This is a genomic window from Rhizobium sp. USDA 3886, assembly GCF_056279785.1.
The window spans coordinates 299,049-324,505 of the sequence record NZ_JBWCDC010000003.1 but is presented as its reverse complement, the minus strand read 5'-3'; the positions used below and the strand labels follow the sequence as shown (position 1 = coordinate 324,505).

The following is a 25,457-nucleotide window of genomic DNA, read 5'->3' as shown; positions in this document are numbered from 1 at the left end:
TTGATCGCAATCTAATTCATCCGGTTCGCTGGTCAAGAAGAGAACTTAAAATGAAACGCAAACATGTCCTGACTTTTCTGGGTCTCGTAGGAGCGGCGGCGGCCGCTGCTTTTTTCCTCGTTTTCGAAACGACTGAACGGAAAGCCGAAGCCGCAGATCCGAGGACCGTTCCACCGCTGGTAAAGGTGGCCGAGGCGAAGAAGACTGAAACAGCGGAGCGGTCCTTTACCGGCACGGTCGCTTCGCGGGTACAGAGCAACCTCGGGTTTCGTGTTGCCGGTAAAATCGTACAGCGGATGGTCGATGTGGGCCAACAGGTGCGACAGGGTCAGCCCCTGATGCGGATCGATGAAACGGATCTTCAACTGGCACTCACGGCCAAGCGCAACACGGTCGTCGCAGCGCGGGCTGTCCTGATCCAGGCACAAGCCGACGAGAAACGCTATGCGGCGTTGGTGAAAAATGGATTGGCCGCCACCCCACAAAGGTATGAACAAGCTAAAGCAGCCCTCGACACGGCCTCGGCCCAGCTTGCCGCGGCTGAAGCTGACGCTAAGGTCGCCGAAAATGCAGCCACCTATACCGTTCTTCTTGCAGACTCGGATGGAACCGTCGTCGATACGCTTGGAGATCCCGGACAGGTCGTGGCTGCAGGCCAGACGGTCGTTCAACTCGCACAGGCAGGGCCGCGAGAAGCCGTTGTTTGGCTACCCGAGACTTTGCGACCCGACATAGGATCGAAAGCGGAGGCCAGCGTCTACGGAGGCAACGATCTCAGCGGAAAAGCCCGCCTGCGACAGATTTCCGATGCTGCCGATCCGCAAACACGCACTTACGAGGCGCGCTACGTTCTCGATGGCGCCGCCGCCTCTGCTCCACTCGGCTCGACGGTGACGATTAAAATCCCAGACGCGGACAGGCAGTCGGAGGTCGCCGTTCCGGTAGGTGCCATCCTGAACGACGGTAGCCGGACAGGTCTGTGGGTTGTCAACAACGCCACTTCCACTGTGAAGTTCACTCCAGTCGAAATCAAACGGATCGGCGAGGAGACGGCATTTGTCACCGGCATTGGAATCGGTGAGCAGGTTGTCGCTCTGGGCGCGCATCTTCTGGAAAATGGCGTGGCTGTCAGGATTGCCTCGCAGCAAGAGGTGACAAACTGATGAGCTTCAATCTCTCAGCCATCGCCGTTCGCGAACGCGCCATTACCTTATTCTTTATCGTTCTGTTGGCTGCCGCGGGAGCCTATGCGTTCGTCAAGCTAGGACGCGCCGAGGATCCCTCCTTCACCATCAAGACCCTGACGGTCACTTCAATTTGGCCGGGTGCCACTGCGCGTGAAATGCAGGACCTTGTCGCCGAACCTCTCGAAAAGCGCATCCAGGAACTGACTTACTATGACCGCGTCGAGACAACGACACGACCAGGCTACGCCTTTCTAACCGTTACGTTAAAGGATAGTACGCCACCCGGTGCGGTCGAGGAAGAGTTCTATCAGGCTCGCAAAAAGCTTGGCGATGAGGCTCGAAATCTCCCTCCAGGCGTCATTGGTCCCTTTGTTAATGATGAATACTCCGACGTGAGCTTCGGCCTGTACGCGCTGAAGGCAAAGGGGATGCCGATGCGAGACCTCGTGCGGCAGGCGGAGGTCATCCGTCAGGATCTCCTGCATGTTCCGGGGGTCAAGAAAATCAACATCCTCGGGGAGCGCCCCGAACAGATCTTCGTCGAATTTTCCTATGCCAAGCTCGCGACACTTGGGATATCGGCCCAGGATATCGCCGCAGCTTTGCAAAGACAGAACACAGTAACGCCAGCCGGCTCGATTGACACGCGTGGACCGCAGGTCTTCATCCGTTTCGACGGAGCCTATAACAGCGTGCAGGCGATTGCCGATACGCCAATCGTGGCGGCTGGACGGACGTTGAAGCTCTCCGATTTAGCGGATGTGCGGCGCGGGTATGAAGATCCGGCGACTTACATCATCCGCCATGAGGGCGAGCCGACAATCATGCTGGGTGCCGTGATGCAACAAGGCTGGAATGGTCTTGACCTAGGCAAGGCACTTGAAGCGCGGTCCGCCACGATCGCCCAGACACTGCCGCTCGGCATGACGCTCACCAAAGTCAGCGATCAGGCCGTCAACATCGACGAGGCGGTCGGCGAATTCATGCTCAAGTTCGCGATGGCGCTTGGCGTCGTGCTCTTCGTAAGCCTAATCGCTCTGGGCTGGCGCGTTGGCATTGTTGTGGCGCTTGCTGTGCCGCTGACGCTCGCCGTCGTCTTCCTCATTATGCTGGAAACCGGCCGGTTCTTCGATCGTATCACGCTCGGCGCGTTGATCCTTGCGCTGGGCCTTCTCGTAGACGACGCCATCATCGCCATTGAGGTGATGGTGGTGAAGATGGAGGAGGGCATGGACCGCGTCAAGGCGGCCGCTTATGCCTGGAGCCATACGGCGGCGCCGATGCTGTCCGGCACCCTCGTCACAATCATCGGGCTGATGCCCGTGGGCTTTGCAAGATCGACTGCAGGTGAATACGCAGGCAACATTTTCTGGGTCGTGGGCTTCGCGCTGATCGTTTCGTGGTTTGTTGCAGTGATCTTTACGCCGTACCTCGGCGTCAAGATGCTGCCTGACATCAAGCCGGTCGAAGGTGGACATCACGCGATCTATGATACTCCAAACTACCGTCGCCTGCGCTCCCTCATCGAGTTCGCGGTTCGGCATAAATTTGTGACCTGCGCCGTGGTCGGCATCACGATGGTTGTTTCGGTGGCCGGGATGGGAAGCGTAAAGCAGCAGTTCTTCCCGACATCGGATCGGCCCGAGGTGCTGGTCGAAGTTCGAATGCCCGAGGGTACGAGTATCGAAACCACGACAGCCGCAGTGGAGAAAGTCGAAGGCTGGCTGCAAACGCAGCCGGAAGTAAAAATCGTCACCAGCTATGTGGGACAGGGCGCGCCTCGCTTCTTCTTCGCCATGGCGCCTGAATTGCCTGACCCTGCCTTCGCCAAGGTGGTCGTGCTCACTCCGGATGCCCATGCGCGCGAGGCTTTGAAGCACCGCCTTCGAGCGGCCGTTTCGGACGGGCTTGTTCCTGAGGCATCCGTGCGCGTAACGCAGCTTGTATTTGGGCCCTACACGCCGTTTCCGGTCGAGTTTCGGATCATGGGACCGGATCCGGATGAACTCTACAAGATTTCTGAACAGGCCCTGACAATTATGAAAGCTGTGCCTGATGTCCGACAGGCTAACCGGGATTGGGGCAACCGAACCCCGGTGCTGCGGTTTGTCCCCGATCAGGGTCGGCTCAATCTGATCGGTCTTTCACCCTCTGAGGCAGCCCAGCAGATGCAGTTGCTGCTCAGCGGCATCCCTGTCACCCAGGTGCGCGACAACATCCGTAACGTGCCCGTTGTCGCACGCAGCGCAGGTGACAACCGGCTTGATCCTTCACGGCTGGGCGATTTCTCGCTCATGAGCAGGGATGGCCGTCAGGTTCCACTCGATCAGATCGGGCATTCCGAGATCCGGTTTGAGGAACCAATCCTGAAACGTCGCGATCGAACGCCGGTTATCACGATACGAGCCGACATCAACGAGGCGACGCAACCCCCGGAGGTCTCACAGCAAGTCATGAAGGCACTTCAGCCACTCATCGCATCGCTCCCCGTTGGATATCGCATCGAGATGGGTGGAAACATCGAGGAATCGCTCAAGGCCAATGTCGCACTCGTCCAAGTCTTCCCCCTTATGATTGCAGCCATGTTGATCGTCATCATCCTCCAGGTGCGCAGCCTGTCAACGATGACGATGGTCATGTTGACCGCACCCCTCGGACTTGCCGGGGTGGTCCCCACGTTGCTTCTGTTCAATCAGCCCTTCGGCTTCAACGCCATTCTCGGCTTGATAGGATTGGCGGGTATCCTCATGCGCAACACCCTGATCCTGACAGAGCAAATCAAGGAAAATCAAGCTGCCGGTCTCGACGACTATCACGCCGTCATCGAAGCGACTGTGCAGCGGACACGCCCTGTCATCCTGACCGCGCTTGCAGCGGTCCTGGCCTTCATACCGTTGACCCATTCGGTGTTCTGGGGATCGATGGCCTATACACTGATTGGCGGAACGGCGGCGGGCACAGTGATGATCTTGCTCTTCCTTCCGGCACTGTACGCTGTGTGGTTCCGGATCAAGCCAACGAACGAAGACAGCCACGGGGAGACAATTGAAGGACTGGAACCACCGACAGCAATGGCCGCCGAGTAGGGGCCTTCGTGTGCAGGAAAATCCTCCGGCTTTTCAGTGGTCGCTTCCGTGCCAACCGGCACGCGTCAGGGAAGCGGGTCGCCGGCAAAAATCAGAGACGTCTAGGAACGCCAGTTGGTTAGACTTCGCGCTGGAGATGTCATGAGGCGCCGTACCCCTATGGAGATTGACGTCGACCTCTCGCGGGAGCGCATTCTGGATGTGGCGGAAGAGCACTTTCGCCGCATTGGTTACCAAAAGACGTCGGTGGCCGACATTGCATCCTGCCTCGGAATGAGCAGCGCCAATATCTACCGTTTTTTTCCCTCAAGGGCGGCAATCAACAGGTCGATCTGTGGCCGCTTCTTCGCGGAAACTGCTCAGTTCGCAAATTCGATCGCACGGATGCAGGTGCCGGCTCAGGAGAAGCTCGTAAATCTTTTGAATATCCTCCACCAGAAAAGGAGAACGACGTTCATCCAAGAGAAACCGGTCCACGATCTGATCGTCGCCGCAACGGAGGAGAACTGGGCGATCATCAGAGCCCATAGCGACCAGCTCGTGGCGATCATCGAGACGATCGTAGAAGAGGGGATCGAAGCAGGCGAGTTTAGTGTTGATGATGCCGCGCAAGCCGCCCGAAGTGTGATGAACGCCGTCACGCCGTTCTACCACCCCGTTCTCGTCGAGCAGCGGGTCCAAAACGGCGAAGATACAGAAGAAGGTCTGCGTGAGCAGATCCGCTTCATTCTGAAGGCTCTCGGCGGGTTCTGACTAGCATTGTCCGGCTATCCGCCCGCACCGGCACGCGCCGTGCCCCGGCGCGACTGAAGAGACTTCGACAGCTGCAGGCTCAGCAAACCGCAACGGATGCCGCTTCAGCACAGGCCTGGGCGGGCAATGACCTATGTCGTCGACGGAAATATCTTTCATCTGCACGTCCGGCTGGGTCTTTACTCTGTCCGGGTGGACTCAATGGCGATGCCCAAGGCTCGCAGTCCGCTGAAGAATTTGTCCTGATCTTCCGGCCGTTGCAGGCGAAGGGAGACTTCCCGGCGGACGTTGTTCATCAACTCGGGCGCGTTGGCGTTGAGCCAATCCTGTTCCTGCTGGGCGTCGGTCGTCTTTCCTTCCGCGCCAAGGATCGACAGGAGCACGAGGCGATGCATGGGATTATACTGCAAATCGGACATGCGGGACCACAGTTCCGCGGCCTGAATGTCGTTCCTCATGAGGGCGCATAATGCCATGCCAACTTCGTAATACCCCTCAGGGCTGGCGTTCTTGTTGATCGCGCTGGAAACCAGCTCGCAGCCTGATTCCCACTTTCCGGACATTGCTAGCCGCAAGCCGTACTCACCGGCGACTTCCGTGTCGTTGGGGTTGATGGCATAGGCCGCCGCGCCGGTCTGCAAAGCTTTTTCGATGTCATCCCTGAAGAAGCTCACCAGCATAAGGGCCTGGAGGACGCGCGCATTATTGGGAGCAAGCGCTGCCGCGCGCTCTGCGGCACTGGCGGCGAGTTCGAGCGGGTGGACTGTGGACGATGTGCCGAGCTTATAGCGAAATCTCATCTCATCCAGATAGGTAAGAGACAGAAGTGCCCACGACGTGGCGCTCTTGGGAAACCGCTGCGTCGCTCGTTGCAGGCAATCGCGTGCCGTGTCATGGCTCTGAGCGTTCATCGACCGGCGATAGCTGTAATAGGCCAGGGTGCAGGCGTAGGCATCCGAATCTCCGTTCTGCGGCTGCCGGGCGATTGTTTCGGTGTCAGCCTGGAAAATGGCACCATATGGCTGAGCAACGGCGCTCGCGATCTGCTCTGCGACGTCGGCCTGAATCGCGAGTTTGCTCTGAGCACGAAGATCCGCATCATAGTTGTTGGCCCAGATGACGGCGCCATCCGATTGACGCACTAATCGGGCGATAGAACGCAGCCTTTCGCCGTCTAGTTGAATACTGCCTTGCAGCGCGTAGCCAGCAGTACCTGCACGATCGGCCTTGGATGGATCCGCGATCACGACGATGTCATCGAACTTTGCGAGTTGACCAATAACTTCGTCCCTCAGGCCATGCGCGATGTCGAAAGTTGTATCCACGGGCCGACCTTCCTTGAAAGCTTCAACGACAACCTTTGGCCCGGATGCTTCCGTTGGCGATGTCCCGGAGAGGGCTTCGCCCGAGACAGAACGTTCAGGCGCGAGGAAGATATAGAGAGCACCTGCGGCGATCATCAGAATGGTCCCGAGAATGAGCGCGATCAGTAATTTCGAGCGGTCAGGTCTGGGAAATAGACGTTCATGGTTGACGGATCCGACGTCTTTCAGAGCATCGGGGCTTGGCGCCGGCGATGCCGGCACTTCCGGGTGATGAGTGTATTCGAAATGCGGCACATATCCGCCCTTGGGCACGGTGATCGCTACCGGGTCGGTCTGTCCAGCGACGAGATAATAACGTTCGAGATCCCTTCGAATTCGCCCAGCTTCGATCCTGACGACGGGATCATTCTGTGCGTCAAATGAAACCTCTCGACCGAAGACATCATTTGCAATCGTAAAGGCCTTCAAGAACTCCGATCGTCCTGCCAACGTCTCGCTTACGATGAATTGCAGGAACCTTCGGCCTCGCTCCGTCGAATGAAATTCCCCGCTTGAAAAGACCCGTTCAAGTTGCTGGCAGACTTCTTCTGCCGTTGGTCCAGGGCTGCTGAAACGGTTGACCTCTGCGCTGTTCATGATCGCCCCCCAAGCGGGATCATGCCCATTATTTAAGGCATTTCTAACTTATAATATCTTAGAGCTATGAGTGGTAGCAACAATTGAATTTGAGTCGCCTGATGAAGGCAGGCTGCGGGTTCGGGACGAGGCCGTCATATTCGTGAGCGGATGTACGATCCCGTACAAAGTTATGACCATCCGCCTGAGTTCCGCTAGATTGCGTGTGCTCCCATCTTGGCCATCACATTTGTTGAGGTGTCTTTCGCGCCTTCCTCTTTGACAATCGTCAAAAACGTCGGAAGCGTCTCTCCGCTCTTTGATCATCGCTATTCCGGCGCGCACCGAGCTGTGATAGGCCCAACGTCCTTTCAGTCGTACGCACCGCTTGCCAGACGAAACCGATCTCACGGCCGATCAACTCGTCCTCGTCATAACAAATAACCAAACAACGCGCTGCCGTCCTGTTGCAGGTCGAGATTCTATAGCCGCCGTTGAGGAAGACACAGCGTCCGGCATGAGGTCATAGACTTGCCAAATCCGGTTCTCTGGCTGCCTCGACGAACCGCTCACTGTCGCACTCAAAAAGGCAGATCCGTGCCTGGCTAGAAGCGGCATCTCCGTCTCAAACGACATCAATGATCCCTCGCCCCCGGAGTTCAATTGCCGGTCCCCGTTGACCCTCTATGACATTATCATCTTTGGACGTATGATCAGTGTGGCATCGCGTAACATCTATTGGAGATAGCATCGTGCCGACACCGCGCCGGCGCCCAAGGTGGGATACTCCTTCGCGGATTGGATCGGTCTTGTTTCCGTTGATCCGGCTCAATGCCGCCGCCTCATTATTCGGCTAATCTAGAAGTGAAGGGATGCATCATCTTCCGAGGGGGTAGGCGCGATCAGGAAGTTGGCCCCGGTTGTTTGAACTGCGATCGCTGCTGCGATAGCTCAGGAGTGTCGCAAGGAACACCGAAGGATGAATTGGGCTGAAAACTTGCCGAAAGCTGTGCGGACATTTCATACCAACCGGTTTTTGGTCGTCAGGTACCCTGGTAGTGCAGAGCAGGTCGAGGCAATCCGAGCTTCAGCTCGATCGGACAAGTGGCATTGAGTGCGCGCTGGAAGAGGTCATCGCTGTCCGCAATCACTGCATTGGCGGGACGAAGACCCATCCGGCTGGGTGACCGAACGGGAGTGCGCAATTGAACCTCCTTTTGAAAGAGATTCGCGACAGCCCAATGCTATGGTTACTGGCCGCTGTGCCGGTGGTGTTCGCTGCTGCGATACTCGTCCCCGAAGCTCACACGGTGCTCTTCGTCCTGTCGGTGCTCGCCATTGTGCCGCTGGCTGGGTTGCTAAGTCACGCTACCGAATCCGTTGCCGCCAAGACGGGTGACGCCGCCGGCGGGCTGCTCAATGCCACCTTGGGAAATCTAACCGAACTGGTCATCGCGCTGGCTGCCCTGCGCGCCGGGGAGTACACGTTGGTGAAGGCATCCATCGCCGGCGCGATCGTCACCAACACGCTGTTCATGTTGGGGGCGTCGTTTCTGCTTGGCGGGCTCAAGTATCACTTCCAGGAGTTCAACCGAGCCAGCGCACGTCTTCAATCGGGCCTGCTTTTTTTGGCCACAATCGCCCTGCTGATGCCTTCGGCGGTTGCCGGAGCGGACTCGACATCAGCTGCTGCAGCAGCCCAAAAACTCAGCCTTGGCTTGGCCGTTCTGCTCATGGCTGGATACGGACTGGGCCTGCTGTTCACGCTCAGGACGCATCGTGAGATTTTCGCCGGAGCGGATCATACCCAAACAGGCGAAGTGCCATGGCCGATCGGCCTGGCCCTGGCCACACTTGCCGGTGTCACCGTGCTCGTGGCGCTGGTGAGTGAGATTTTCGTCGAGTCCGTGCAAAAGGCAGCCCAAGCGTTCGGAATGACCCCTGCCTTTGTCGGTTTCATCGTCGTCGCACTGGTTGGCGGCGCCGCCGAAATGGCCTCGGCGTTTTCCGCTGCACGCAAGAACCGACTCGACTTGAGCGTGGGTATCGCACTGGGGAGCGCTTCCCAGATCGCGTTGTTCGTCGCACCCGTCCTGGTCTTGTTGAGTTACCTGATCGGCCCGTCGCCGATGGACCTGCAGTTCTGGCCGGGTGCTGTGGTGATGGTGCTCCTTGCGACCGTCACCGCGATGTTCGTCACCAACAGCGGGCGGTCCGCATGGTTTGTCGGCGTATTGGCGTTGATGGTTTATATGATCTTCGCCATGACGCTGTATGTCTTGCCCCCGGCGATGCGGTGAAACCGATCTGCGATAAAGTCTCGCGTCCCTGGGGCAAGGGCCATCACTTGCAGTAAGTAGGAGCGGACGGATGCATTAGCGCCTGTTGGCGGTTGGATAAGGATCCCGAGATGTTTCCGGTCTCACCCTTCACGGCTCTCCTGACGATGAACCTCAGAAAGGTCGAAAGTCGTGCCGACAGAAACAGGCAGCGAGCCGCGCCTCCCGAAGCAAATGAGGCGCCTATTCTTCATCGCGCTCGTCCAGCAGCTTCGTGTGATCTGGCCAATCCTGTCCGGAATCATTTCGGTAATGGTTGGATCCGGGCTTGCAATTTGGCGCATAGAGAATTGGCGGATCGATGAAGCCCTCTACTTTACCTTCGTAACAGGACTCACCATCGGCTATGGCGACTTTACGCCCAAACATGTCGCGGCGCGGGTGCTGGCATTGGTGATCGGTTTTGCGGGAATTGTGCTGACTGGCATCGTTGCAGCTGTCACGGTGAAGGCTTTGAACGCGACCGACCGGGACAGCGCGGAATAGAGACATCCGCGGGAAATTTGGGACGCCTTGGGGACGATCTCTCTTGTATATCGGACTTCTGCCGGGCTTATTCGGGGAGTATGGGCGAATCGCTCACCATTCTTTGCGGTAGTTCCTGATCATCGGGACAGAGGGCCGCCTTGGCCTAACAGGGCTCATAGCGTTGCCACTTACGGCGTCATCGACGGATTGATCCAAGCGAGAACAATTGATGATCAATGCTACCATTTAAAAGCACATCGCACTGCTTCCGGGCGGCCATGTAATTCTTATACAGGTGATCCGGCCGAACGTCCCATTGTGAAATATATTGATGCAGACCTCAGATGGAACGATCTGTCGTTCCAACGATTTCGTATCACTTGCAAGAACAAGCACTTGGGAGTGGAAGATAGTTCCCTTGGAGGATAGAAATATTTCGTCTTCTGATGAGATGACACGAGTTTATTGTGTCTTCGTACGATCCGGCTCGCCGGTCACGCTTATGTCCCGAGCACTTCTCGGTCCGCTTGATGCCTCTGAGGGCCAGACCCAGGCTCTCAGCAGTTCATAGAAGACGCTGAGAACGACCGGCCCCAAAAACAGCCCCAGCAGGCCGTATGACAGGGTGCCCCCTATCACGCCAATGAGTATTACCGGCATTGGGGTCGAGAGGCCTCTCGCCATCAAGATCGGCTTCAATATGTTGTCGACGATCATGATGGGGACCGCCACGACGGTAAAGGCAAATGCGATCAAAGCCGGCCAGGAGAGCCACGCCCAAACGACAACGGGCATGAGTACGAGCGCAGGCCCAAGCTGCATCACGCAGAGGACAAACACCAGAAAAGTTAAGGCTCCGCTTGCCGGAACGCCAAAGAAGGCAAAGCACAGCCCGGATAACAGCGCCTGCAGGAAGGCGACGCCTATGACCCCCCGTGAGACATTTCGCACGGTCGTTCCGGCCAGATGCGCAAAGCCGACGCCCTTGTCGCCAGCGATCCGGCTTGCAAGTATCTGTATTGCCACAGCCAGGCGCGCCGACATGGTGAGAAAGATGCCGGAGAGAATGATCGAGGCGATGAAGCTCAACACGCCGCCGCCGATCGAAGCAAACTTTGTGATAACGACGCCCATGGCCTCACGAATTGGCGCTTGAAACTTTATGATGGTCGACGCCAGATTGCTTGCGAGCTGGTTCCATGCGCCATAGAGCCGCTCACCGACAATCGGCCATTCGCGAATGGTCGCCGGCGCTGCTGGCAACGCAAAGTTTTCGGTTCGCAATTTTCCGACGAGCGCCTGTAACGCGTCGACAAAGTTGACGGCAACGAGTGCCAGGGGTGCGATAATCAAAACGAGACAGGCCACGACAATGACAGTCGCGGCAATCACGGGCCTGTTTCCGAACAGCCTCGAAAGTGCCTCGAACATGGGAAAGAGCGCCACCGCAAGGATGGCTGACCAGACGGCGATCAGCGCGAAAGGAGCGATGAGAAGCAGGGTCCAATAGGCAAAGAGCCCGATGATGCCCAGTCTGACGAGGTCGCTTACTCTTGCCTCTATTGAAATTTGCCTCGTTTCGGCGCCTTGCGCCGTCGCATCTGTTGCTGACTGCTCCATCGTCGCATCCCATCCTCGGCCGTCCCAGCCGACGCCATTTTCACGAGGTCGTGTCGGGCACGACGTGCCGAATGCTGTGATCCTCGATGAAGCCTGACGGTCGCTTCTGACGCTTTCCAAGGTCGGGCGCGTCGAACTTCACGCGCTCATAGGGAATGGATTGCAGGATGTGCGAGATGCAGTTCACCCGCGCGCGCTCCTTGTCGTCGGACGGGACAATCCACCATGGCGCGTGGTTGCTGTCGGTCATCCGCAACATCTCGTCATAAGCGCGGGTGTAGTCCCACCAGCGCTGGTAGGACTCGACATCCATCGGGCTGAGTTTCCACTGCCTGACCGGGTCATCGATGCGGCGCTTGAAGCGACGGTCTTGTTCCTCCTCGCTGACGGTCAGGAAATACTTCAGCAGAATGACGCCGCTTTCCACGATCGCGGCCTCGAAGCGGGGTGCCAGTTCAAGGAAGCGCTGGGCCTTCTTCTCGCTGGTGAAGCCCATCACACGGTCAACTCCCGCTCGGTTGTACCAACTGCGGTCGAAGATCACGACCTCGCCCGCCGCAGGCAAGTGCGCAATGTACCGCTGCATAAAGATCTGCGACTTTTCACGATCGGTGGGAGCGGGCAAGGCGATGACGCGAAAGACGCGTGGGCTGACCTTCTCCGTTATCCGCTTGATCATGCCGCCCTTCCCGGCGGCGTCACGCCCTTCGAATATAATGACGATCCTAGCGCCCGATTTCTTTACCCATGCCTGCAGATGCGCCAGTTCGACCTGCAGCCGTTTGATCTCCTTGTTGTAGCTCCACGATTTCCGATTCTTGTTCTTTCCTTTGCGTTCGGTTGGTGTCTCTTGCTGCGGCTCATATACTTCGTTCATCGCTTCCTCCATTGTCTTCATGTCACCCACATTCACTGCCGTGCGGAATTGCCTATGAGCGTCCGCAGCGCTTCTTCTCTGCCATTGAAAAGGTTGTGAGCGCCGATCGCCTTGATGACGCCGGCACGGTCGAGAATGCCCCTGCTTTCCTCGCTCAGGTCGGCAATCGCGAAGATGATGTCCCGCTTCGCAAGGTCCGCGGCCACGGTGTCGAGCGCTGCAGCGCCGGTGCTGTCGATATGCGTTATGGCGCTGGCATCGAGAACAAGGCACCTGGTTCCGGCGGCGAGCTCTTTCGCAACCTGAATCAGCCGCATGCGCACATAATCGGCGTTGTAGAATAGGATGCTGCCCTGGATCGCGAAGACTGCCGCGCCTTCGACCGGACGAGCTTCCGGGAAGCGGGCGAGGTCGAAGAAACCGTGCCGTCCTTCGATGTGGCCAAGAAGGCCGTCGCGCGGAAACATCGTTTTGCGCAACAAATAGACGAGGGTTGCGGCAACGGCGACGATCACACCGTTGAGAACGCCGAAACTGATTGCGCCCCACATGGCGATCAGCGCAAAGACGAATTCCATGCGGCTGATGCGCCAGATCTTCTTGAGTTCGTGAACGTCGATGAGGCTGATGGCCGCCGTTGCAAGTATGGCGGCGAGCGCAGGGATAGGAAGTATCCGCAGGGCGCTATGAAGAAAAACAAGTGCTGCAATCAGCGTGGCCGCCGAAACCAGCCCTGCGGCTTGTGAGACGCCACCTGTCGACAGATTGATGGCGGTTCGGGAATCCGACACGCTGACCGGAAAGGAGCCGAAGAGTCCCGGCGCGATGTTGGAAGCGCCAAGGCCGATCAGCTCCTGATTTGCATCAACGTCTTCGCCGGTGCGCGACCCAAAGCTTCGCGCAGCTACGATCCCGGCGCCAAAGCTCACGAGAAAGATCGCAGCCGAACCAAGTACGATCTTGTCGAGAGGCATCGTGTAAAGTGCCGGCAAGGAGAGCGTCGGCAACCCGCTCGGGATGTCGCCTACGACGGCGATGCCGTGCCGTTGGAAGTCGAAGAGCGCCGAGAGTATGACGGAGATCACGACGACGAGAACAGGGCCTGGGATTTTGAGGTTGATTGCCTTGATGATCCAAAGCAGTGCAAACATCGACAGGCCGAAGAGGAGCGACGGCCAGTGGATGGAGGCGCTCTTTCCGAGGATCTCGACGAGCGGCGGAATCAGCCCATCCGACTCGATCTTCACCCCAGTGAAGCGACCGATCTGCCCGACGAGGATCGAGAGCGACACCCCTGCGAAGAACCCAACGAGGATCGGACGGGATAGAAAGCTTGCCAGGACTCCGAGCTTCAGCAGTCTCGCAGCGATGCAGAAGACACCGACGCCGAGGGCCAGGGCCGATGCGATGGCAACCCGATCGACGCCGGCGGCAGCGGGCTCGGCTGCGATGATGACGCCCATTGCAGCAGCAAGCACGGTCATAGTGGCGGCGTCGGGACCGACGACCAAGAGCCGGGAAGGACCGAAGATCGCGTAGGCGATCGGAGCAACGATGCTTGCATAAATTCCGGTTTCCGGCGGCAGACCGGCAATCGCCGGGTAGGCGATGGCGCTCGGCAAGCCGACCGCGGCAATCGACAGCCCGGCCGGAATATCACTGCGGAGCCAATCTCGATTGAAACCAGCCAAGCCCCGCAACAACGGAAGACTGCCTATCACTGCTTGCTCCTTATCACTTTGTCCTTGGCTCCTGTTTCCCTCCGTCGCATCGACGACGATCGAAGGGACCGGCGTCTTACTTCAGTGTTCGAGAAACACGTAGTTCATCCAACTGCTCATGCGCATGGAGCGTGAAAAGGCTGACCCATCCCGCGACATGTATCGCGTCCTGATGAGGATGGTTTCGCGCCTTGGCCATCAGATGCGGAATGTCGTGGATCGCGATCACCGCGTAGAACAAGGTGACGACGACGAAGACCAGCACGCCCAAGGCAAAATAGTCGAGAAACACGGCCCCTCCTTTTCGGCTTGGCCCAGCCGAGCCGTTCGGTCGCTATCGACCGTCGACCATAAATATTAGACCCGCTTTGGTCCAAAGGCCCGTAGCATCGTGTAACCTCTATCGATGCGATCAAGGCGGATCGCTGCTGCAGGATGACCACGAATGGCCGCTGCGGCCGACTCGCTTAGGGATGCGGGATTTGTTCAGCACGCCGAACCGGTTTTGCCCGTCGGGAAGCCTGGCCAACGTATAATCGCGTAAGTTACGCCTCCGCCCTCTGCAGCTAGTATATAGTGTGCCGATCTGCTTAACGCGCTTCGATGGCGGAGGAGGGGATGACTCCGGGAAACAGCAACTTGACCCATTGGTCGATTCTCGAGACGGCCGAGACACATTTCCCTGACCAAAAGAGGCTGGTGCAGCGGCTCTTTTATGTGAATGAAGCATTTCACAGCATGTGCGAGGACCTGGCTGCCGCAGAGGAGGCCTTGGCGCATGCCGAACACCTGCCGGACGGCCTGCGGGAAGCGCGGCGGCAAGAATATGCCGCCCTGGTCGATGCCCTTTTGTTGGAAATGAGAGAGGCGCTCGCCCAGTCGAAGATCGTGATGCTCAGGCGACCACCGAACACCAGACCAAACTCTCCGTGAGGCACGCATCATAGCAGCTGGTTTGATTGATAGGAGACCGATGCGCGATGAAAGCAATTTCCCGCAGACTGCTCGGCGGACTCTCCGCCCTCGCAATCATATCGCTGCATCCAGGCCCCCTGGCGTACTCGCAGGCACCAACACCGACACCAAAACCAAAACCCGCGTCCGCGCAGACTGTCGAGGCCGGGGCGGAAACCGACCTGCTTTCCGAGGACGAGCTCGAGATGCTTGTGGCCCGCATCGCCCTTTATCCGGATGAGCTGGTCGCCGCGATCTCGGCGGCGTCGCTGTTTCCGCTAGAAGTCGTGGAGGCAGCCCGCTTCCTGGAGGCCAAAAAGAAGGACGCCGATCTCAAGCCGAAAGACGATTGGGATGGCAGCGTCATCTCGCTTTTGAATTATCCCGATATCGTCAAGATGATGAGCGACGATCTCGATTGGACGCAGTCGCTTGCCAGTGCACTCACCAATCAGCAAAAGGACGTGCTTATTGCCATTCAGCAGCTTCGCGACGAGGCGGTGGCAAAGGACATCATCAAGACGGACGATAAGGTGACTGTTTTCACGGAAAACGAAAATATCGTCATAAGGCCGACCAATCCGGAGAAGGTTTACATCCCGCAGTACCCCCCGGAAATGTTCTATGAACCGGGCTACGCGATCGAGCCGATCTCCTACTATCCCGATCCCTACGACAGCTACTACTATCCAGGCGCCGCATTCTTCGCTGGTGCGATAACCGGGGTCGCATGGGCCGCAATCGTTAACTGGGACGATTGGGGCGTGTGGGGCGGCGATTGGGGTGGTGACGTCGACATCGACTGCAACAACTGCTTCAACGATCGAGATTTCAATGGCAAGGTGAAGTGGAACGACGTCGACTGGACCAAAGTGGACCGAAGCAAGCTGAGTATCGGAAAGGATCAGATCGCCAATCTCGATCGTTCGGCGATCAAGTCCAGCCTCCAGTCCGACAACCGCAACCAGATCAAGAACAAGGTTAGCAACCGCCAGGGCAACATCGGGCCAGGCACCGGAGGTATCAGCGCCCGTGCTGACGACATCCGCAAGAGCACGGCAGAAGGCCTGAAGGCAAATCCGAGATCGCAGGCGGGAAATGTCGCCGCCAATCGACCAGGCGCATCCCGTCCGGATGCTCGTCCAGATAATGCGGCCAATCGCCCGGCCACTGCTGCGAACCGTCCATCAAAACCGGCCGCCAAGGCCAGCAAGAAGCCAAGCGCAAAGAAGATGGCGGCGCGACCGGACAATCGTTCGCGTCAGCCAAGCGCGCTCGGCAACGTGCAGTCCGGCCGCCGCGAAGCGGTTGCTTCCAAGCGAGGAGGGCAGAGCATGGGAGGCGGGCATCGCGGTGCGCCCCGCGTTGCCAATCGTCCGCCTCCGAGGATGCAAGGCGGCGGCGGTCGCGGTGGCGGCGGGCGTGGCGGTGGTGGCCGCGGCGGCGGCCGGCGGTAGGTTCCCAGCCTTTCAGATTACCGGAGACAAACCATGAGACTACAGTTGAGATTGATCCCGCTGCTGCTCGGAACGGCTCTCTCCGTGGCTTTCGCAGGCCCGTCCACGGCTCAGATGCAGACGAACCTTTCGGAGTTTGCGGCTGGAACCCCGCCATCGTTCGACGATCCATCGGCGGCGCTTCAGCGGTTCAAAACCGTGCTGAGCGACGACGATCTCGACGGTTTGGCAAAGCTCCTTGGCTTGGATGTTGCCAAGCTGCGGTCCAGCAATGAGGCGATGACCAGCTATGGTATCATCCGCGAAGGCGCTGCGCGGCAGTTGCGTCTTCAGGCTCTGGGAGATCGCCAGATCGTTCAGGTGGGAGATGTTTTGTGGCCGTTGCCCTTCCCCCTGTCGCAGGACAAGGATGGCAAGTGGGCATTCGATACTCAGGTCGGGTTACAGGAAATCGTCAACCGCCGCATCGGCGCGAATGAACTCGCAACAATCCAGACCATGCACGACTATGTCATAGCCCAGGGGGAATATGCATCCGAGGATCGCGACGGGGATGGCATTTACGAATATGCCCAGAGGTTGATCAGCAGCCCCGGCAAGGCCGACGGTCTGTACTGGGATCCGAGCGTGTATGGTGCAGAAAGCCCGGCAAGTGCTCTGGTCGAGACGGCCGCCTTCGATAGAGCCAAGCGAGGCGAGGGCTACTTTGGATATCGCTATCGCATCCTGACGGGACAAGGGGACAATGTGCTCGGCGGAAAACAAAGCTATATCGTCAACGGCCACATGACCACGGGCTTTGCGTTGCTTGCCTGGCCGGTCAAATATCGGGTGACCGGCGTGCAGACATTTATCATCAATGGGGTGAGCATCATCTACCAGCGCGACCTGGGGCCGCGGACGGAAGAGCGGGCCGCGGCGATCGAAGACTTCAATCCCGACTCCAACTGGACGATCGTGCGTGATTAGTTCCGATGCCCGTAGCCGCGTGCGTGAGTGCGGGGCTGGCGAACGAATGGGTGGCCATCGTGCGGTTGGAGAATCGCATGTCGCCTGTAACCTCCCGTCCGAGCCACCGGGGCAGGATGGGCTTGTCGTCCTCGGTAGACATTTCGATCTCTGCGATCGTCAGCCCCTGATAGGCACCTCCGAAAACGTCGACCTCCCAGATTCTGCCCTTATGCGAAACGTCATATCGCCTCTTTTCGAGCACGCGTCCGTTCGCGTGGCGTAAAAGCTCCTGCGCTTCGGCAACAGGAATCTCGTATTCATATTCCTCTCGCTTGAGCCCACGCCTGCCAAATTTCACAGCCAGGCGAGCCGACAGGCCGTCGATTATGGGCACGCGCACCGTATTTTTGCTCCCGTGCGAGAGATACGCCTGCTGGAAAGCATGCGAAGCGGTGGCGTCAGCACGCCATGTGTTGTTTCGGACAAGAAACTTTCGCTCGATTTCGATCGTCTTCACGACCATCCTCCCGCCCTGCGAGCGTCAACCGAGCACCGAGCGACCGCCTGCTCGGGTCATCATTCGACGGGCGGCTGCCAGGTCAGGAAGAAGCCGACGTCGCCGGGGATGCCTCCCGGGAAATTGATGATCACGGCTTTGAGGCCGTAGCCCCGGGGCTTTGCGACTTCTTGAAAGAGATCGTAAAACTCCTTTGCCTTGCCTTGCAAGGTGTTCTGCCAACCGGGCAGGTTGTTGTTGATGCCTCGACCGCTGTCCGTGCAGAGACTGGACGGGAAGCTGAAGATCATCGCCTCGTATTTCCCGTCTGCGGCGGCTTTCATCACCAGGCGCTTGATGATGGTGCGTTCATTTTCACTGATTTGCTTGCGGAAAAAGTCCTCCAAGAACTCGGCATGCTTCTTTGCTTCACGAGCCTTGATCTTTTCGTCGCGCTCCATCTCCAGAAGCTGAAGTTCGAGGGCCCGTTTGCGCAGCTCTTCGGCGCTGGTCATCGGCTGAGGGGTCGTCTCGCTTGCAGTCATCGCCATGTCCTCCGAAATTTGAGGAGATGATAGGACGATTGAAGGCGCTAAGGCAGTAAAATACGCCTCCCCCGGGGTAGTATACGGTATGTTACGCTTGGCTTTCGGATTGCTCACGTTGCGCCCGTTTAACAGCCACCGTATCGGCCTATCCGGGGAAAGCTTGCGGCGAAATCAGCCCCGAAAATCTTGACTCAAGGCGACGTCAACTCAAAACAATCAAGACCCCGAGCTTCAAGGGGGCGAGATCATCCCGGAATTCGGGGGGGGCGCAATCATCTCGGTACAAGGGGGCGGCTTCGTCGGAATCAGCAGTTGGAAACACGTGCGTCTCGATCAGGAAACGGTGGGGCTGATCAAAGAATGCCGATGATGCTTAGATTTGGGCGGGCTATAGCGTGAATCCGCTTTGTGTGGTCGCTAGCGATCGTTTTACGCGGCCAATTTCGGTATTTCGCGCTCGACCAATCGCAGGAATCGTTGGTTGCGTGCCCCCAACCAACAAAACTTAAGCCCGTCGATCAGCCGGCGGTTTGGTAACAGCCGACTGTTGCCGATCTCGCCAAGGCAGCCTGCAAGGAAGCGCTGCGAGCGATCGTAGGCAAAATTTGCGTGCCGATAGGGCGTCCCCGTTTGCCGGATATTGCCGGTTTTCGTTGCTGCGTGGTTCTTCATTTCATCTCGAATGCGCAAAATAGAACACTAATTCTATGGATTATTAGATAGAAGCCATATCCTTCAGCCATATTTCATCTGAGGGAGATAAACATGGGCATCACACATTTTGGAGCAGCGACTTTAATTGGGGCATTGTCGCTTGCGCTTTCTGCTTCTGCGGGTCTCGCGGAAGATGCGGCCAAACCGGAAAACGGCGGCACGCTGATCTATCTTGAGCAGCAGCCGCACACCAATCTTTATCCGCCGGCCGGAGGCTTTTATCCGAATGGTGGCGTGCTCAATCAGATTACTGATAAATTGACCTATCAGAATCCGAAGACGCTCGAGATCGAGCCCTGGATCGCGGAATCCTGGACGGTCAACGATAATGCGACGGAATATACCTTCAAGCTCCGCAAAGGCGTGACCTTCTCGGACGGGTCGCCGCTCGATGCGAATGCGGTTGCGAAGAACTACGACACCTTTGGTCTTGGCAATAGAGTGCTGAAGCAGCGGTTTCGGAAGTCATCAACAATTACGACCATTCCGAAGTCATCGATCCGCTGACTGTAAAATTCTACTTCAAAAGACCGTCGCCGGGCTTTCTGCAGGGAACGTCGGTCATCGGCTCCGGCCTGGTTTCGCACAAGACGCTGACTCTACCCTTCGAACAGCTCGGTGATGCAACCGAGATCATTGGCTCAGGCCCCTTTGTCGTCGAAAGCGAAACGATCGGCAAGGAGCTCTCGTTGAAGGCCCGCGAAGATTACAACTGGGGCCCGGCGAAGCTCGAACATCAAGGTCGCGCCTATCTTGATGGCATCAAATACGTCATTACCGGCGAGGACAGCGTGCGCATCGGCGCGCTGCTCTCTGGCCAGGCGGATTTCATCCGCCAAGTGCAGGCCTATGACGAAGAGCAGGTCGAAAGCCAGGGTTTCAAGATCTATGCGCCACCCACACGCGGCGTGAACAACAGCGTTGTCTTTCGCCCGGACAATCCGTTTGTCGCCGATCTGCGCGTTCGCCAGGCGCTACTGCACGGCACGAATACGCAAGAGATCGTCTCGACGCTCTTTTCTGCCAACTACCCGCAGGCAAAGTCGATCATCGCTTCGACGGCGCAGGGTTATGTCGATCTGTCCGCCAAGCTCGCCTACGATCCTGCGGAAGCAGCAAAACTGCTCGATGATGCCGGCTGGAAGGTCGGTGCCAATGGCGCGCGCGCAAAAGACGGCCAGCAGCTTATCTTGACAGCTTATGAATCTCCGCCGCAGCCGCAGAACAAGGAAACGCTGCAACTGGTCGCGCAGCAATGGGCAAGACTTGGCGTGACGCTGAACGTCCTTGCAGGCGATGCCGGCAGCAAGACAGTCGATGATCTCGATCCGGAAAAGACGCCCGTTTCGCCGGCGATGGTCGGCCGCGCCGATCCCGACGTCATCAAGAGCCAATACTATCCGAAGAACCGCGACGTGCTTCGCCAGAAGGGCGGATTGAGCGACAAGGTGAAGTCCTTTGCCGACGGCAAGCTGAACGGTTTGCTTGAGCAGCTCTCTTCCGAACCTGATCGTGCCAAGCGCCTCGCGATCGCCGGCGAGGTTCAGACCTACGTGATCGACCGGGCCTATGCCATCCCGATCTTCGAAGAGCCGCAGGCCTTTGCCGGTGCACCTTATGTGCAGGGCATTACGTTCGAGGCGGTCGGCCGCCCGAGCTTCTACAGCGCTTGGCTTGCGGAGCACTGATGAGTTCGCAGCCCGGTAAGGCGCCGGGCTGCGCCCGCTGAGACGGAGTTTGCCATGGCAAGATATGTTCTTTCACGCATAGGGCAGGCGCTTCTGGTGCTCTGGGCTGCCTTTACGATTTCCTTCGTGCTGCTGCAGGCAATGCCTGGTGACGCGGTGCTGATCAAGTTCCAAAGCCCCGAATATGGCCTCAGCCCGGAACAACTGGCCGACATCCGTGCGGCCTACGCGGCAGACGGGTCTCTGGCGTCACAATATCTCCAAACGATCGGCAATTTCCTGACCGGCAATTTCGGTTACTCGCTGCAGCGCGGTGTCGCCGTCAGCGCGCAGCTTGCCGCCAATCTGCCTTCGACCATCCGACTTGCAGGGTACGGCTTTGCCGCCGCTTTAATCCTCGCCGTCATTCTTGCGATCTTTTCCAACATTTCGGGCTTTGGCCGGCTGCATTCGTTCATCCATTCGATCCCCTCGCTGTTCGTCTCCGTTCCCACCTTCTGGCTCGGCATCATGTTGATCCAGATATTCTCGTTCCGCCTCAAGCTCGTTCCGGTCATCAATCCCGGCCCATGGGAGGGACTGATCCTTCCCGTCCTGACCGTTGCCGTTCCGATTTCCGCGCCGATGGCGCAGATACTGCTTCGGAATGTCGATGAGGTCCTGGCGCGTCCCTTCGTGGCGGTTGTGCGCGCCAAGGGCGCATCGCATTCCTGGGTGTTGTGGCGTCATGTCGCCAAGAATGCATTGCTACCGGTGCTGACGGTCGCCGGTGTGCTTTTCGGCGAACTGCTTGCCGGTGCCGTCGTTACTGAAGCCGTCTTCGGTCTCAACGGGATCGGCGGCCTCGCCGAACAGGCGGTGAATTTCCAGGATGTCGCCGTCTTGCAGGCGATCGTCGTGATATCTGCCGCCGCCTTCGTCACCATAAACCTCGCGATCGATCTGCTCTATCCCGTGCTCGATCCGCGACTGCGAACCAAATTAGGGACCGCGCAATGACCCGTCTCGACAGTGCAGAACGGCACCTCAATATCGACAGTCCCAATCCGGTCGATTGGATCCCGGCAGCGCCCGCGGTCGATGAGGCGCCGCGGATCGCCGGAGGGAAAAGGCGCGGCGTCCGCGTCCAGCCGGGCCTTGCGCTTGCTGTTCTGAGCCTGGCTGTTGTGCTTCTATGGGCTGTCGCTCCGGCGCTTTTTACAGTCTATGACCCGATCCAGGGGCTTGCGGGTCAGCAGTTGAAGCCGCCTAGCGCGGCGCACTTGATTGGCACGGATTCACTCGGCCGAGATCTTTATGCGAGGCTCGTCTATGGCTCGGTTCACACGCTTTCCGGCGCACTTGCCGCCGTCGCGATCGGCTTTGCCATCGGCACCGCGCTCGGCCTTCTTGCGGGTTCCTCGGGCGGCTTGGTTGACGGGGTCATCATGCGTCTCATGGATGTGCTGCTCTCGATCCCGGCGCTATTGCTGTCGCTTAGCATCATCATCCTTCTCGGCTTCGGCACGACAAACGCTGCCATCGCCGTCGGCGTGACGTCGATTGCAAGTTTTGCCCGCATCGTGCGCTCCGAGGTCGTGACGGTGCGCCGCAGCGAATACGTCGAGGCTGCCTTCGGCAGCGGCGGCACCTTCCTGAACGTACTGTGGCGCCACGTCCTTCCGAATTCGTTGACTTCAGTCATCGCGTTTGCGGCGCTGCAGGTCGGATCGGCCATCCTGCAACTTGCGACACTTGGTTTTCTTGGCTACGGCGCGCCACCGCCGACGCCGGAATGGGGCCTGCTGATTGCCGAAGGCCGCAACTATATCGCAACCGCATGGTGGCTGACGGCTGCACCCGGCATCGCCGTGGTGCTCGTCGTGCTCTCGGCAAACCGGATCAGCCAGGCAATCGGAAAGGTGCAGAGATGACGATCCAACCAGTCAATCGCCCGAACGGCGCGACCCAGCCCTCCGCAGTCCTCGAAGTATCGGGGCTGACAGTGTCCTACAGCGATCGAAACGGAGCGCATACTGCGGTGCGTGGGATCGATTTCCGCGTCGATCCGGGCGAGGTCGTGGCGCTTGTCGGCGAGTCGGGGTCGGGGAAGAGCTCGACGGCGCAGGCAATCATCGGCCTTCTTCCGGAAAACGGTCGCCTCGAGAAAGGCAGCATCCGGCTGAACCGGCAAGAGATTGCCGGCTGGCCTGAGAAGCGGTTGGACGGCATTCGCGGTTCGGTCGTCAGCCTGATACCGCAGGATCCGGGCAACGCGCTCAATCCGGTCAAGACGATCGGCAAACAGGTGGCGGAGATTTTCGCAATCCACCACGAGGCTTCCGGCCCGGTCGCCTATGCTCAGGCAATCGAACTACTTGGGCGCGTCGGCCTCTATCAGCCGACGTTGCGCGCCCAGCAGTATCCGCACGAGCTTTCCGGCGGCATGAAGCAGCGTGTGCTGATCGCGATCGCAATTGCATTGAGACCCTCGCTGATTATCGCTGACGAGCCGACGAGCGCGCTCGATGTGACGGTCCAAAAGCATATTCTCGATCTCATCGACGACCTGCGCCGTGAATACGGGACGGCGCTACTTTTGGTGACGCACGACCTCGGAGTTGCCGCCGACCGGGCCGACAAGCTGGTCGTGCTGCAGCATGGCCGCATTCAGGAACAAGGCCGTACCGGCGATATCCTGAGGGCGCCGCAAAGTGCATATACGCGACAGCTTCTTGCCGACGCGCCGTCCCTCAATGCCGGTCGACGGCGCGTGCCAGCCGCTGCCGGAGCACCAGCGACAGAGTCGGACGATATCATCATTGTCGAAAATCTGATCCAGGATTTCGGCCTCGGCGGACAGAATGGCCACTTTCGCGCCGTTGACGACGTCTCGTTCCGGGTTCGGCGCGGCACGACGCATGCGCTCGTCGGTGAATCGGGGTCCGGCAAGACAACGACAATCCGCACCGTCGCGGCCTTCCAGAAGCCGACGGCCGGAAAGGTGATCGTCGACGGGCTCGACCTTGCTTCGCTGCGCGGCGAAACGCTCAGGCTGTTCCGCAAGAGGATCCAGCTCGTCTATCAGAACCCGTTCGGTTCACTTGATCCGCGCCAGACCATTGCCCGGATTGTTGAAGAACCGCTGCTGAATTTCGACCCAATTCCGCGCGCTGAGAGGGCCGAGCGGGTCGCAAGCACAATCGAAAGGGTCGGGCTCGCGCTCGATATGCTGCAACGCAGGCCTCATGCGCTTTCCGGCGGACAGCGGCAGCGCGTTGCGATCGCCCGGTCGCTGGTTCTTGATCCGCAGATCCTGGTTCTCGACGAGGCGGTTTCTGCACTCGACGTCACCGTGCAAGCGCAGATCCTGGCATTGCTCGACAAACTGCAGCGGGAGCTTGGGCTGACCTATCTTTTCGTCTCCCATGATCTCGCGGTGGTCCGGCAGATCGCTGACACTGTGTCGGTGCTGAAGGATGGCAAGCTCGTCGACAGCGGACCGGTGGAGGATGTCTTCGGTCATCCACAGAGCGCCTACACACGAGAACTGATCGATGCCATTCCCGGAAAGAAATATCCGCCGATCCCCAGGCGGCCGTCATTGACCGATGCAGGAACGAATCCATGACATATCCCGTCCAGCCGAAGCGCCTCGGCTTTTTCAGTCGCGTACTCGACCAGACCGATCCAGCCGCCCGCTACCGGCTGGTCGCCGAGCAGGTCATCCATGCGGAAAAGTTCGGATTCGATAGCGCCTGGATTGCCCAGCACCACTTCGATGGTGAAGAAGGGGGACTTCCTTCGCCCCTTGTCTTCCTTGCCGAACTTGCGGCCAGAACATCGCGCATCCGGCTCGGAACAGGCGTGATCACGCTTCCGATGGAGAATGCCGTTCGTGTTGCGGAGGACACGGCGGTTCTCGATATCCTTTCGAATGGCCGCCTTGAAATCGGTTTAGGCACGGGCGGAACGCCTGCAGCCTTTCTGCCGTTCGGTTTGCAAAGTGCCGATCGCGCCGCAGTGTACGCAGAGAGCTTGAAAACGGTGCGCGATGCCTGGGCCGGTCGCGAGCTGGAAGGCGGCAACCGCCTCTATCCGGATGCGCCGCACCTGCTCGACCGCATCTGGCAGGCGACCTTTTCCGTTGGCGGCGGCGAGCGTGCCGGGCGCGACGGTGATGGTCTGATGCTCTCGCGTACGCAGCCGCGTCAGCCCGAGGCGCCGCATTCAGAGCTTTGGGAGCTACAGAATCCGATCATCGATACCTATCTCGAAGCGCTTCCCGACGGCCGCGAACCGCGCATTCTCGGCTCCCGCAGTCTCTTTGTCGCCGATGACAGGAAAGAGGCGCTGCATTTTGCCGATCTCGGGCTCAGGCGCAGCGTCGAGCGCTTCATCGCAAGCGGCCATAAAATCACGGGTACGACGACAGAAGACCTAATCAACGCTTTCGACGTACATGTCGGCACACCGGACGACGTGATTGCGTCTCTGAAGGCCGATACCGCGCTCTCGCGGGTGACCGATCTCGTTTTCCAGGTGCATTCGGTCGACCCACCGCATGAGCACATTCTGCGTTCGTTGGAACTGACCGCAACAATCGTGGCGCCTGCGCTTGGCTGGATGCGCCAAGCGCCGCTTCACCAGGAACGGCGGCTTGCAGCCACCGCCTGACA

Annotated in this window: 19 protein-coding genes and 2 pseudogenes; 13 read left to right on the top strand and 8 right to left on the bottom strand. The window is 58.7% G+C overall.

The window, feature by feature from the left end; translation table 11 throughout:
- Positions 1 to 50: 50 nt before the first annotated feature.
- From ACZ9BX_RS24335 to ACZ9BX_RS24325, 3 genes are all read left to right on the top strand, one after another.
- Positions 51 to 1,163, top strand: coding sequence for an efflux RND transporter periplasmic adaptor subunit (locus ACZ9BX_RS24335; protein ID WP_476220627.1), 1,113 nt, complete (start codon positions 51 to 53; stop codon positions 1,161 to 1,163).
- The gene (locus ACZ9BX_RS24330) at positions 1,163 to 4,273 is read left to right on the top strand and encodes an efflux RND transporter permease subunit (RefSeq protein ID WP_476220625.1); all 3,111 of its coding nucleotides are present in this window, start codon (positions 1,163 to 1,165) and stop codon (positions 4,271 to 4,273) included. The genes ACZ9BX_RS24335 and ACZ9BX_RS24330 overlap by 1 nt, the downstream gene beginning before the upstream one ends.
- Before the next feature lie 141 nt (positions 4,274 to 4,414).
- A complete protein-coding gene (locus tag ACZ9BX_RS24325; RefSeq protein WP_476220624.1) occupies positions 4,415 to 5,026 on the top strand; it encodes a TetR/AcrR family transcriptional regulator in 612 nt (203 codons plus the stop codon).
- A gap of 179 nt (positions 5,027 to 5,205) precedes the next feature.
- On the opposite strand, the gene ACZ9BX_RS24320 is transcribed toward ACZ9BX_RS24325, so the two are convergent.
- Positions 5,206 to 6,987, bottom strand: a complete 1,782-nt coding sequence (locus ACZ9BX_RS24320) for a hypothetical protein (RefSeq protein ID WP_476220623.1) — start codon at positions 6,985 to 6,987, stop codon at positions 5,206 to 5,208.
- Between the two features lie 1,184 nt (positions 6,988 to 8,171).
- Here ACZ9BX_RS24320 and cax point away from each other — a divergent pair.
- On the top strand, positions 8,172 to 9,266 hold the full coding sequence (gene cax / locus ACZ9BX_RS24315; RefSeq protein ID WP_476220622.1) for a calcium/proton exchanger: 1,095 nt from the start codon (positions 8,172 to 8,174) through the stop codon (positions 9,264 to 9,266).
- A 213-nt stretch (positions 9,267 to 9,479) separates the two neighbouring features.
- Positions 9,480 to 9,791 (top strand): potassium channel family protein, encoded by a 312-nt coding sequence (locus ACZ9BX_RS24310; protein ID WP_179213857.1) that lies wholly within the window; start codon positions 9,480 to 9,482, stop codon positions 9,789 to 9,791.
- A 444-nt stretch (positions 9,792 to 10,235) separates the two neighbouring features.
- Here the strand turns inward: ACZ9BX_RS24310 and ACZ9BX_RS24305 are convergent, their stop codons facing one another.
- The 4 genes and pseudogenes from ACZ9BX_RS24305 to ACZ9BX_RS24290 form a co-directional block, all read right to left on the bottom strand.
- Positions 10,236 to 11,393 carry an AI-2E family transporter gene (locus tag ACZ9BX_RS24305; RefSeq protein ID WP_476220621.1) on the bottom strand — a complete coding sequence of 386 codons (1,158 nt, stop codon included), beginning with the start codon at positions 11,391 to 11,393 and terminating at the stop codon, positions 10,236 to 10,238.
- Positions 11,394 to 11,433: 40 nt separating this feature from the next.
- A complete protein-coding gene (gene ppk2 / locus ACZ9BX_RS24300) occupies positions 11,434 to 12,270 on the bottom strand; it encodes a polyphosphate kinase 2 (RefSeq protein ID WP_476220619.1) in 837 nt (278 codons plus the stop codon).
- A gap of 32 nt (positions 12,271 to 12,302) precedes the next feature.
- Positions 12,303 to 13,991, bottom strand: a complete 1,689-nt coding sequence (locus ACZ9BX_RS24295) for a SulP family inorganic anion transporter (protein WP_476220618.1) — start codon at positions 13,989 to 13,991, stop codon at positions 12,303 to 12,305.
- Between the two features lie 121 nt (positions 13,992 to 14,112).
- Positions 14,113 to 14,283: pseudogene (locus tag ACZ9BX_RS24290) on the bottom strand (DUF3302 domain-containing protein); the annotation flags it as partial.
- Between the two features lie 326 nt (positions 14,284 to 14,609).
- Between ACZ9BX_RS24290 and ACZ9BX_RS24285 the strand changes: the two are divergent.
- From ACZ9BX_RS24285 to ACZ9BX_RS24275, 3 genes are read left to right on the top strand one after another with little or no spacing between them, the layout of a single operon-like run.
- A complete protein-coding gene (locus tag ACZ9BX_RS24285; RefSeq protein WP_476220617.1) occupies positions 14,610 to 14,924 on the top strand; it encodes a hypothetical protein in 315 nt (104 codons plus the stop codon).
- Positions 14,925 to 14,971: 47 nt separating this feature from the next.
- Positions 14,972 to 16,402 carry a DUF3300 domain-containing protein gene (locus ACZ9BX_RS24280; protein WP_476220616.1) on the top strand — a complete coding sequence of 477 codons (1,431 nt, stop codon included), beginning with the start codon at positions 14,972 to 14,974 and terminating at the stop codon, positions 16,400 to 16,402.
- A 33-nt stretch (positions 16,403 to 16,435) separates the two neighbouring features.
- Positions 16,436 to 17,371, top strand: coding sequence for a DUF2950 family protein (locus ACZ9BX_RS24275; protein WP_476220615.1), 936 nt, complete (start codon positions 16,436 to 16,438; stop codon positions 17,369 to 17,371).
- Here the strand turns inward: ACZ9BX_RS24275 and ACZ9BX_RS24270 are convergent.
- The 3 genes from ACZ9BX_RS24270 to ACZ9BX_RS24260 all read right to left on the bottom strand — a co-directional run bounded on the left by ACZ9BX_RS24270 (position 17,334) and on the right by ACZ9BX_RS24260 (position 19,069).
- Positions 17,334 to 17,870: a CYTH domain-containing protein gene (locus tag ACZ9BX_RS24270; protein WP_476220613.1), complete on the bottom strand. Its 537-nt coding sequence runs from the start codon at positions 17,868 to 17,870 to the stop codon at positions 17,334 to 17,336. The genes ACZ9BX_RS24275 and ACZ9BX_RS24270 overlap by 38 nt on opposite strands.
- Positions 17,871 to 17,929: 59 nt before the next feature.
- A complete protein-coding gene (locus tag ACZ9BX_RS24265; protein WP_027511497.1) occupies positions 17,930 to 18,394 on the bottom strand; it encodes a hypothetical protein in 465 nt (154 codons plus the stop codon).
- Positions 18,395 to 18,826: 432 nt separating this feature from the next.
- Positions 18,827 to 19,069, bottom strand: coding sequence for a hypothetical protein (locus tag ACZ9BX_RS24260; protein ID WP_476220612.1), 243 nt, complete (start codon positions 19,067 to 19,069; stop codon positions 18,827 to 18,829).
- 93 nt (positions 19,070 to 19,162) lie between these two features.
- On the opposite strand from ACZ9BX_RS24260, the pseudogene ACZ9BX_RS24255 reads away from it, so the two are divergent.
- From ACZ9BX_RS24255 to ACZ9BX_RS24235, 5 genes and pseudogenes are all read left to right on the top strand, one after another.
- Positions 19,163 to 20,799: pseudogene (locus tag ACZ9BX_RS24255) on the top strand (TIGR04028 family ABC transporter substrate-binding protein).
- Positions 20,800 to 20,853: 54 nt separating this feature from the next.
- Entirely contained in the window at positions 20,854 to 21,798 is a 945-nt protein-coding gene (locus ACZ9BX_RS24250; RefSeq protein ID WP_476220611.1) for an ABC transporter permease, read from the top strand.
- A complete protein-coding gene (locus ACZ9BX_RS24245) occupies positions 21,795 to 22,712 on the top strand; it encodes an ABC transporter permease (RefSeq protein WP_476220610.1) in 918 nt (305 codons plus the stop codon). Before ACZ9BX_RS24250 ends, ACZ9BX_RS24245 begins: the two co-directional genes overlap by 4 nt.
- On the top strand, positions 22,709 to 24,409 hold the full coding sequence (locus ACZ9BX_RS24240) for a dipeptide ABC transporter ATP-binding protein (RefSeq protein ID WP_476220609.1): 1,701 nt from the start codon (positions 22,709 to 22,711) through the stop codon (positions 24,407 to 24,409). The genes ACZ9BX_RS24245 and ACZ9BX_RS24240 overlap by 4 nt, the downstream gene beginning before the upstream one ends.
- On the top strand, positions 24,406 to 25,455 hold the full coding sequence (locus ACZ9BX_RS24235; protein WP_476220608.1) for a putative FMN-dependent luciferase-like monooxygenase: 1,050 nt from the start codon (positions 24,406 to 24,408) through the stop codon (positions 25,453 to 25,455). The genes ACZ9BX_RS24240 and ACZ9BX_RS24235 overlap by 4 nt, the downstream gene beginning before the upstream one ends.
- Positions 25,456 to 25,457: the final 2 nt, after the last annotated feature.

Coding starts and splice junctions, on each gene's coding strand:
- ACZ9BX_RS24310 (WP_179213857.1), top strand. CDS start 9,480: ATGAGGCGCCTATTCTTCATCGCGCTCGTCCAGCAGCTTCGTGTGATC.
- ACZ9BX_RS24330 (WP_476220625.1), top strand. CDS start 1,163: ATGAGCTTCAATCTCTCAGCCATCGCCGTTCGCGAACGCGCCATTACC.
- ACZ9BX_RS24280 (WP_476220616.1), top strand. CDS start 14,972: ATGAAAGCAATTTCCCGCAGACTGCTCGGCGGACTCTCCGCCCTCGCA.
- ACZ9BX_RS24325 (WP_476220624.1), top strand. CDS start 4,415: ATGAGGCGCCGTACCCCTATGGAGATTGACGTCGACCTCTCGCGGGAG.
- ACZ9BX_RS24285 (WP_476220617.1), top strand. CDS start 14,610: ATGACTCCGGGAAACAGCAACTTGACCCATTGGTCGATTCTCGAGACG.
- ACZ9BX_RS24320 (WP_476220623.1), bottom strand. CDS start 6,987: ATGAACAGCGCAGAGGTCAACCGTTTCAGCAGCCCTGGACCAACGGCA.
- ACZ9BX_RS24275 (WP_476220615.1), top strand. CDS start 16,436: ATGAGACTACAGTTGAGATTGATCCCGCTGCTGCTCGGAACGGCTCTC.
- ACZ9BX_RS24250 (WP_476220611.1), top strand. CDS start 20,854: ATGGCAAGATATGTTCTTTCACGCATAGGGCAGGCGCTTCTGGTGCTC.
- ACZ9BX_RS24265 (WP_027511497.1), bottom strand. CDS start 18,394: ATGACTGCAAGCGAGACGACCCCTCAGCCGATGACCAGCGCCGAAGAG.
- ACZ9BX_RS24235 (WP_476220608.1), top strand. CDS start 24,406: ATGACATATCCCGTCCAGCCGAAGCGCCTCGGCTTTTTCAGTCGCGTA.
- ACZ9BX_RS24245 (WP_476220610.1), top strand. CDS start 21,795: ATGACCCGTCTCGACAGTGCAGAACGGCACCTCAATATCGACAGTCCC.
- ACZ9BX_RS24260 (WP_476220612.1), bottom strand. CDS start 19,069: ATGAAGAACCACGCAGCAACGAAAACCGGCAATATCCGGCAAACGGGG.
- ACZ9BX_RS24335 (WP_476220627.1), top strand. CDS start 51: ATGAAACGCAAACATGTCCTGACTTTTCTGGGTCTCGTAGGAGCGGCG.
- ACZ9BX_RS24240 (WP_476220609.1), top strand. CDS start 22,709: ATGACGATCCAACCAGTCAATCGCCCGAACGGCGCGACCCAGCCCTCC.
- ACZ9BX_RS24305 (WP_476220621.1), bottom strand. CDS start 11,393: ATGGAGCAGTCAGCAACAGATGCGACGGCGCAAGGCGCCGAAACGAGG.
- ppk2 (WP_476220619.1), bottom strand. CDS start 12,270: ATGAACGAAGTATATGAGCCGCAGCAAGAGACACCAACCGAACGCAAA.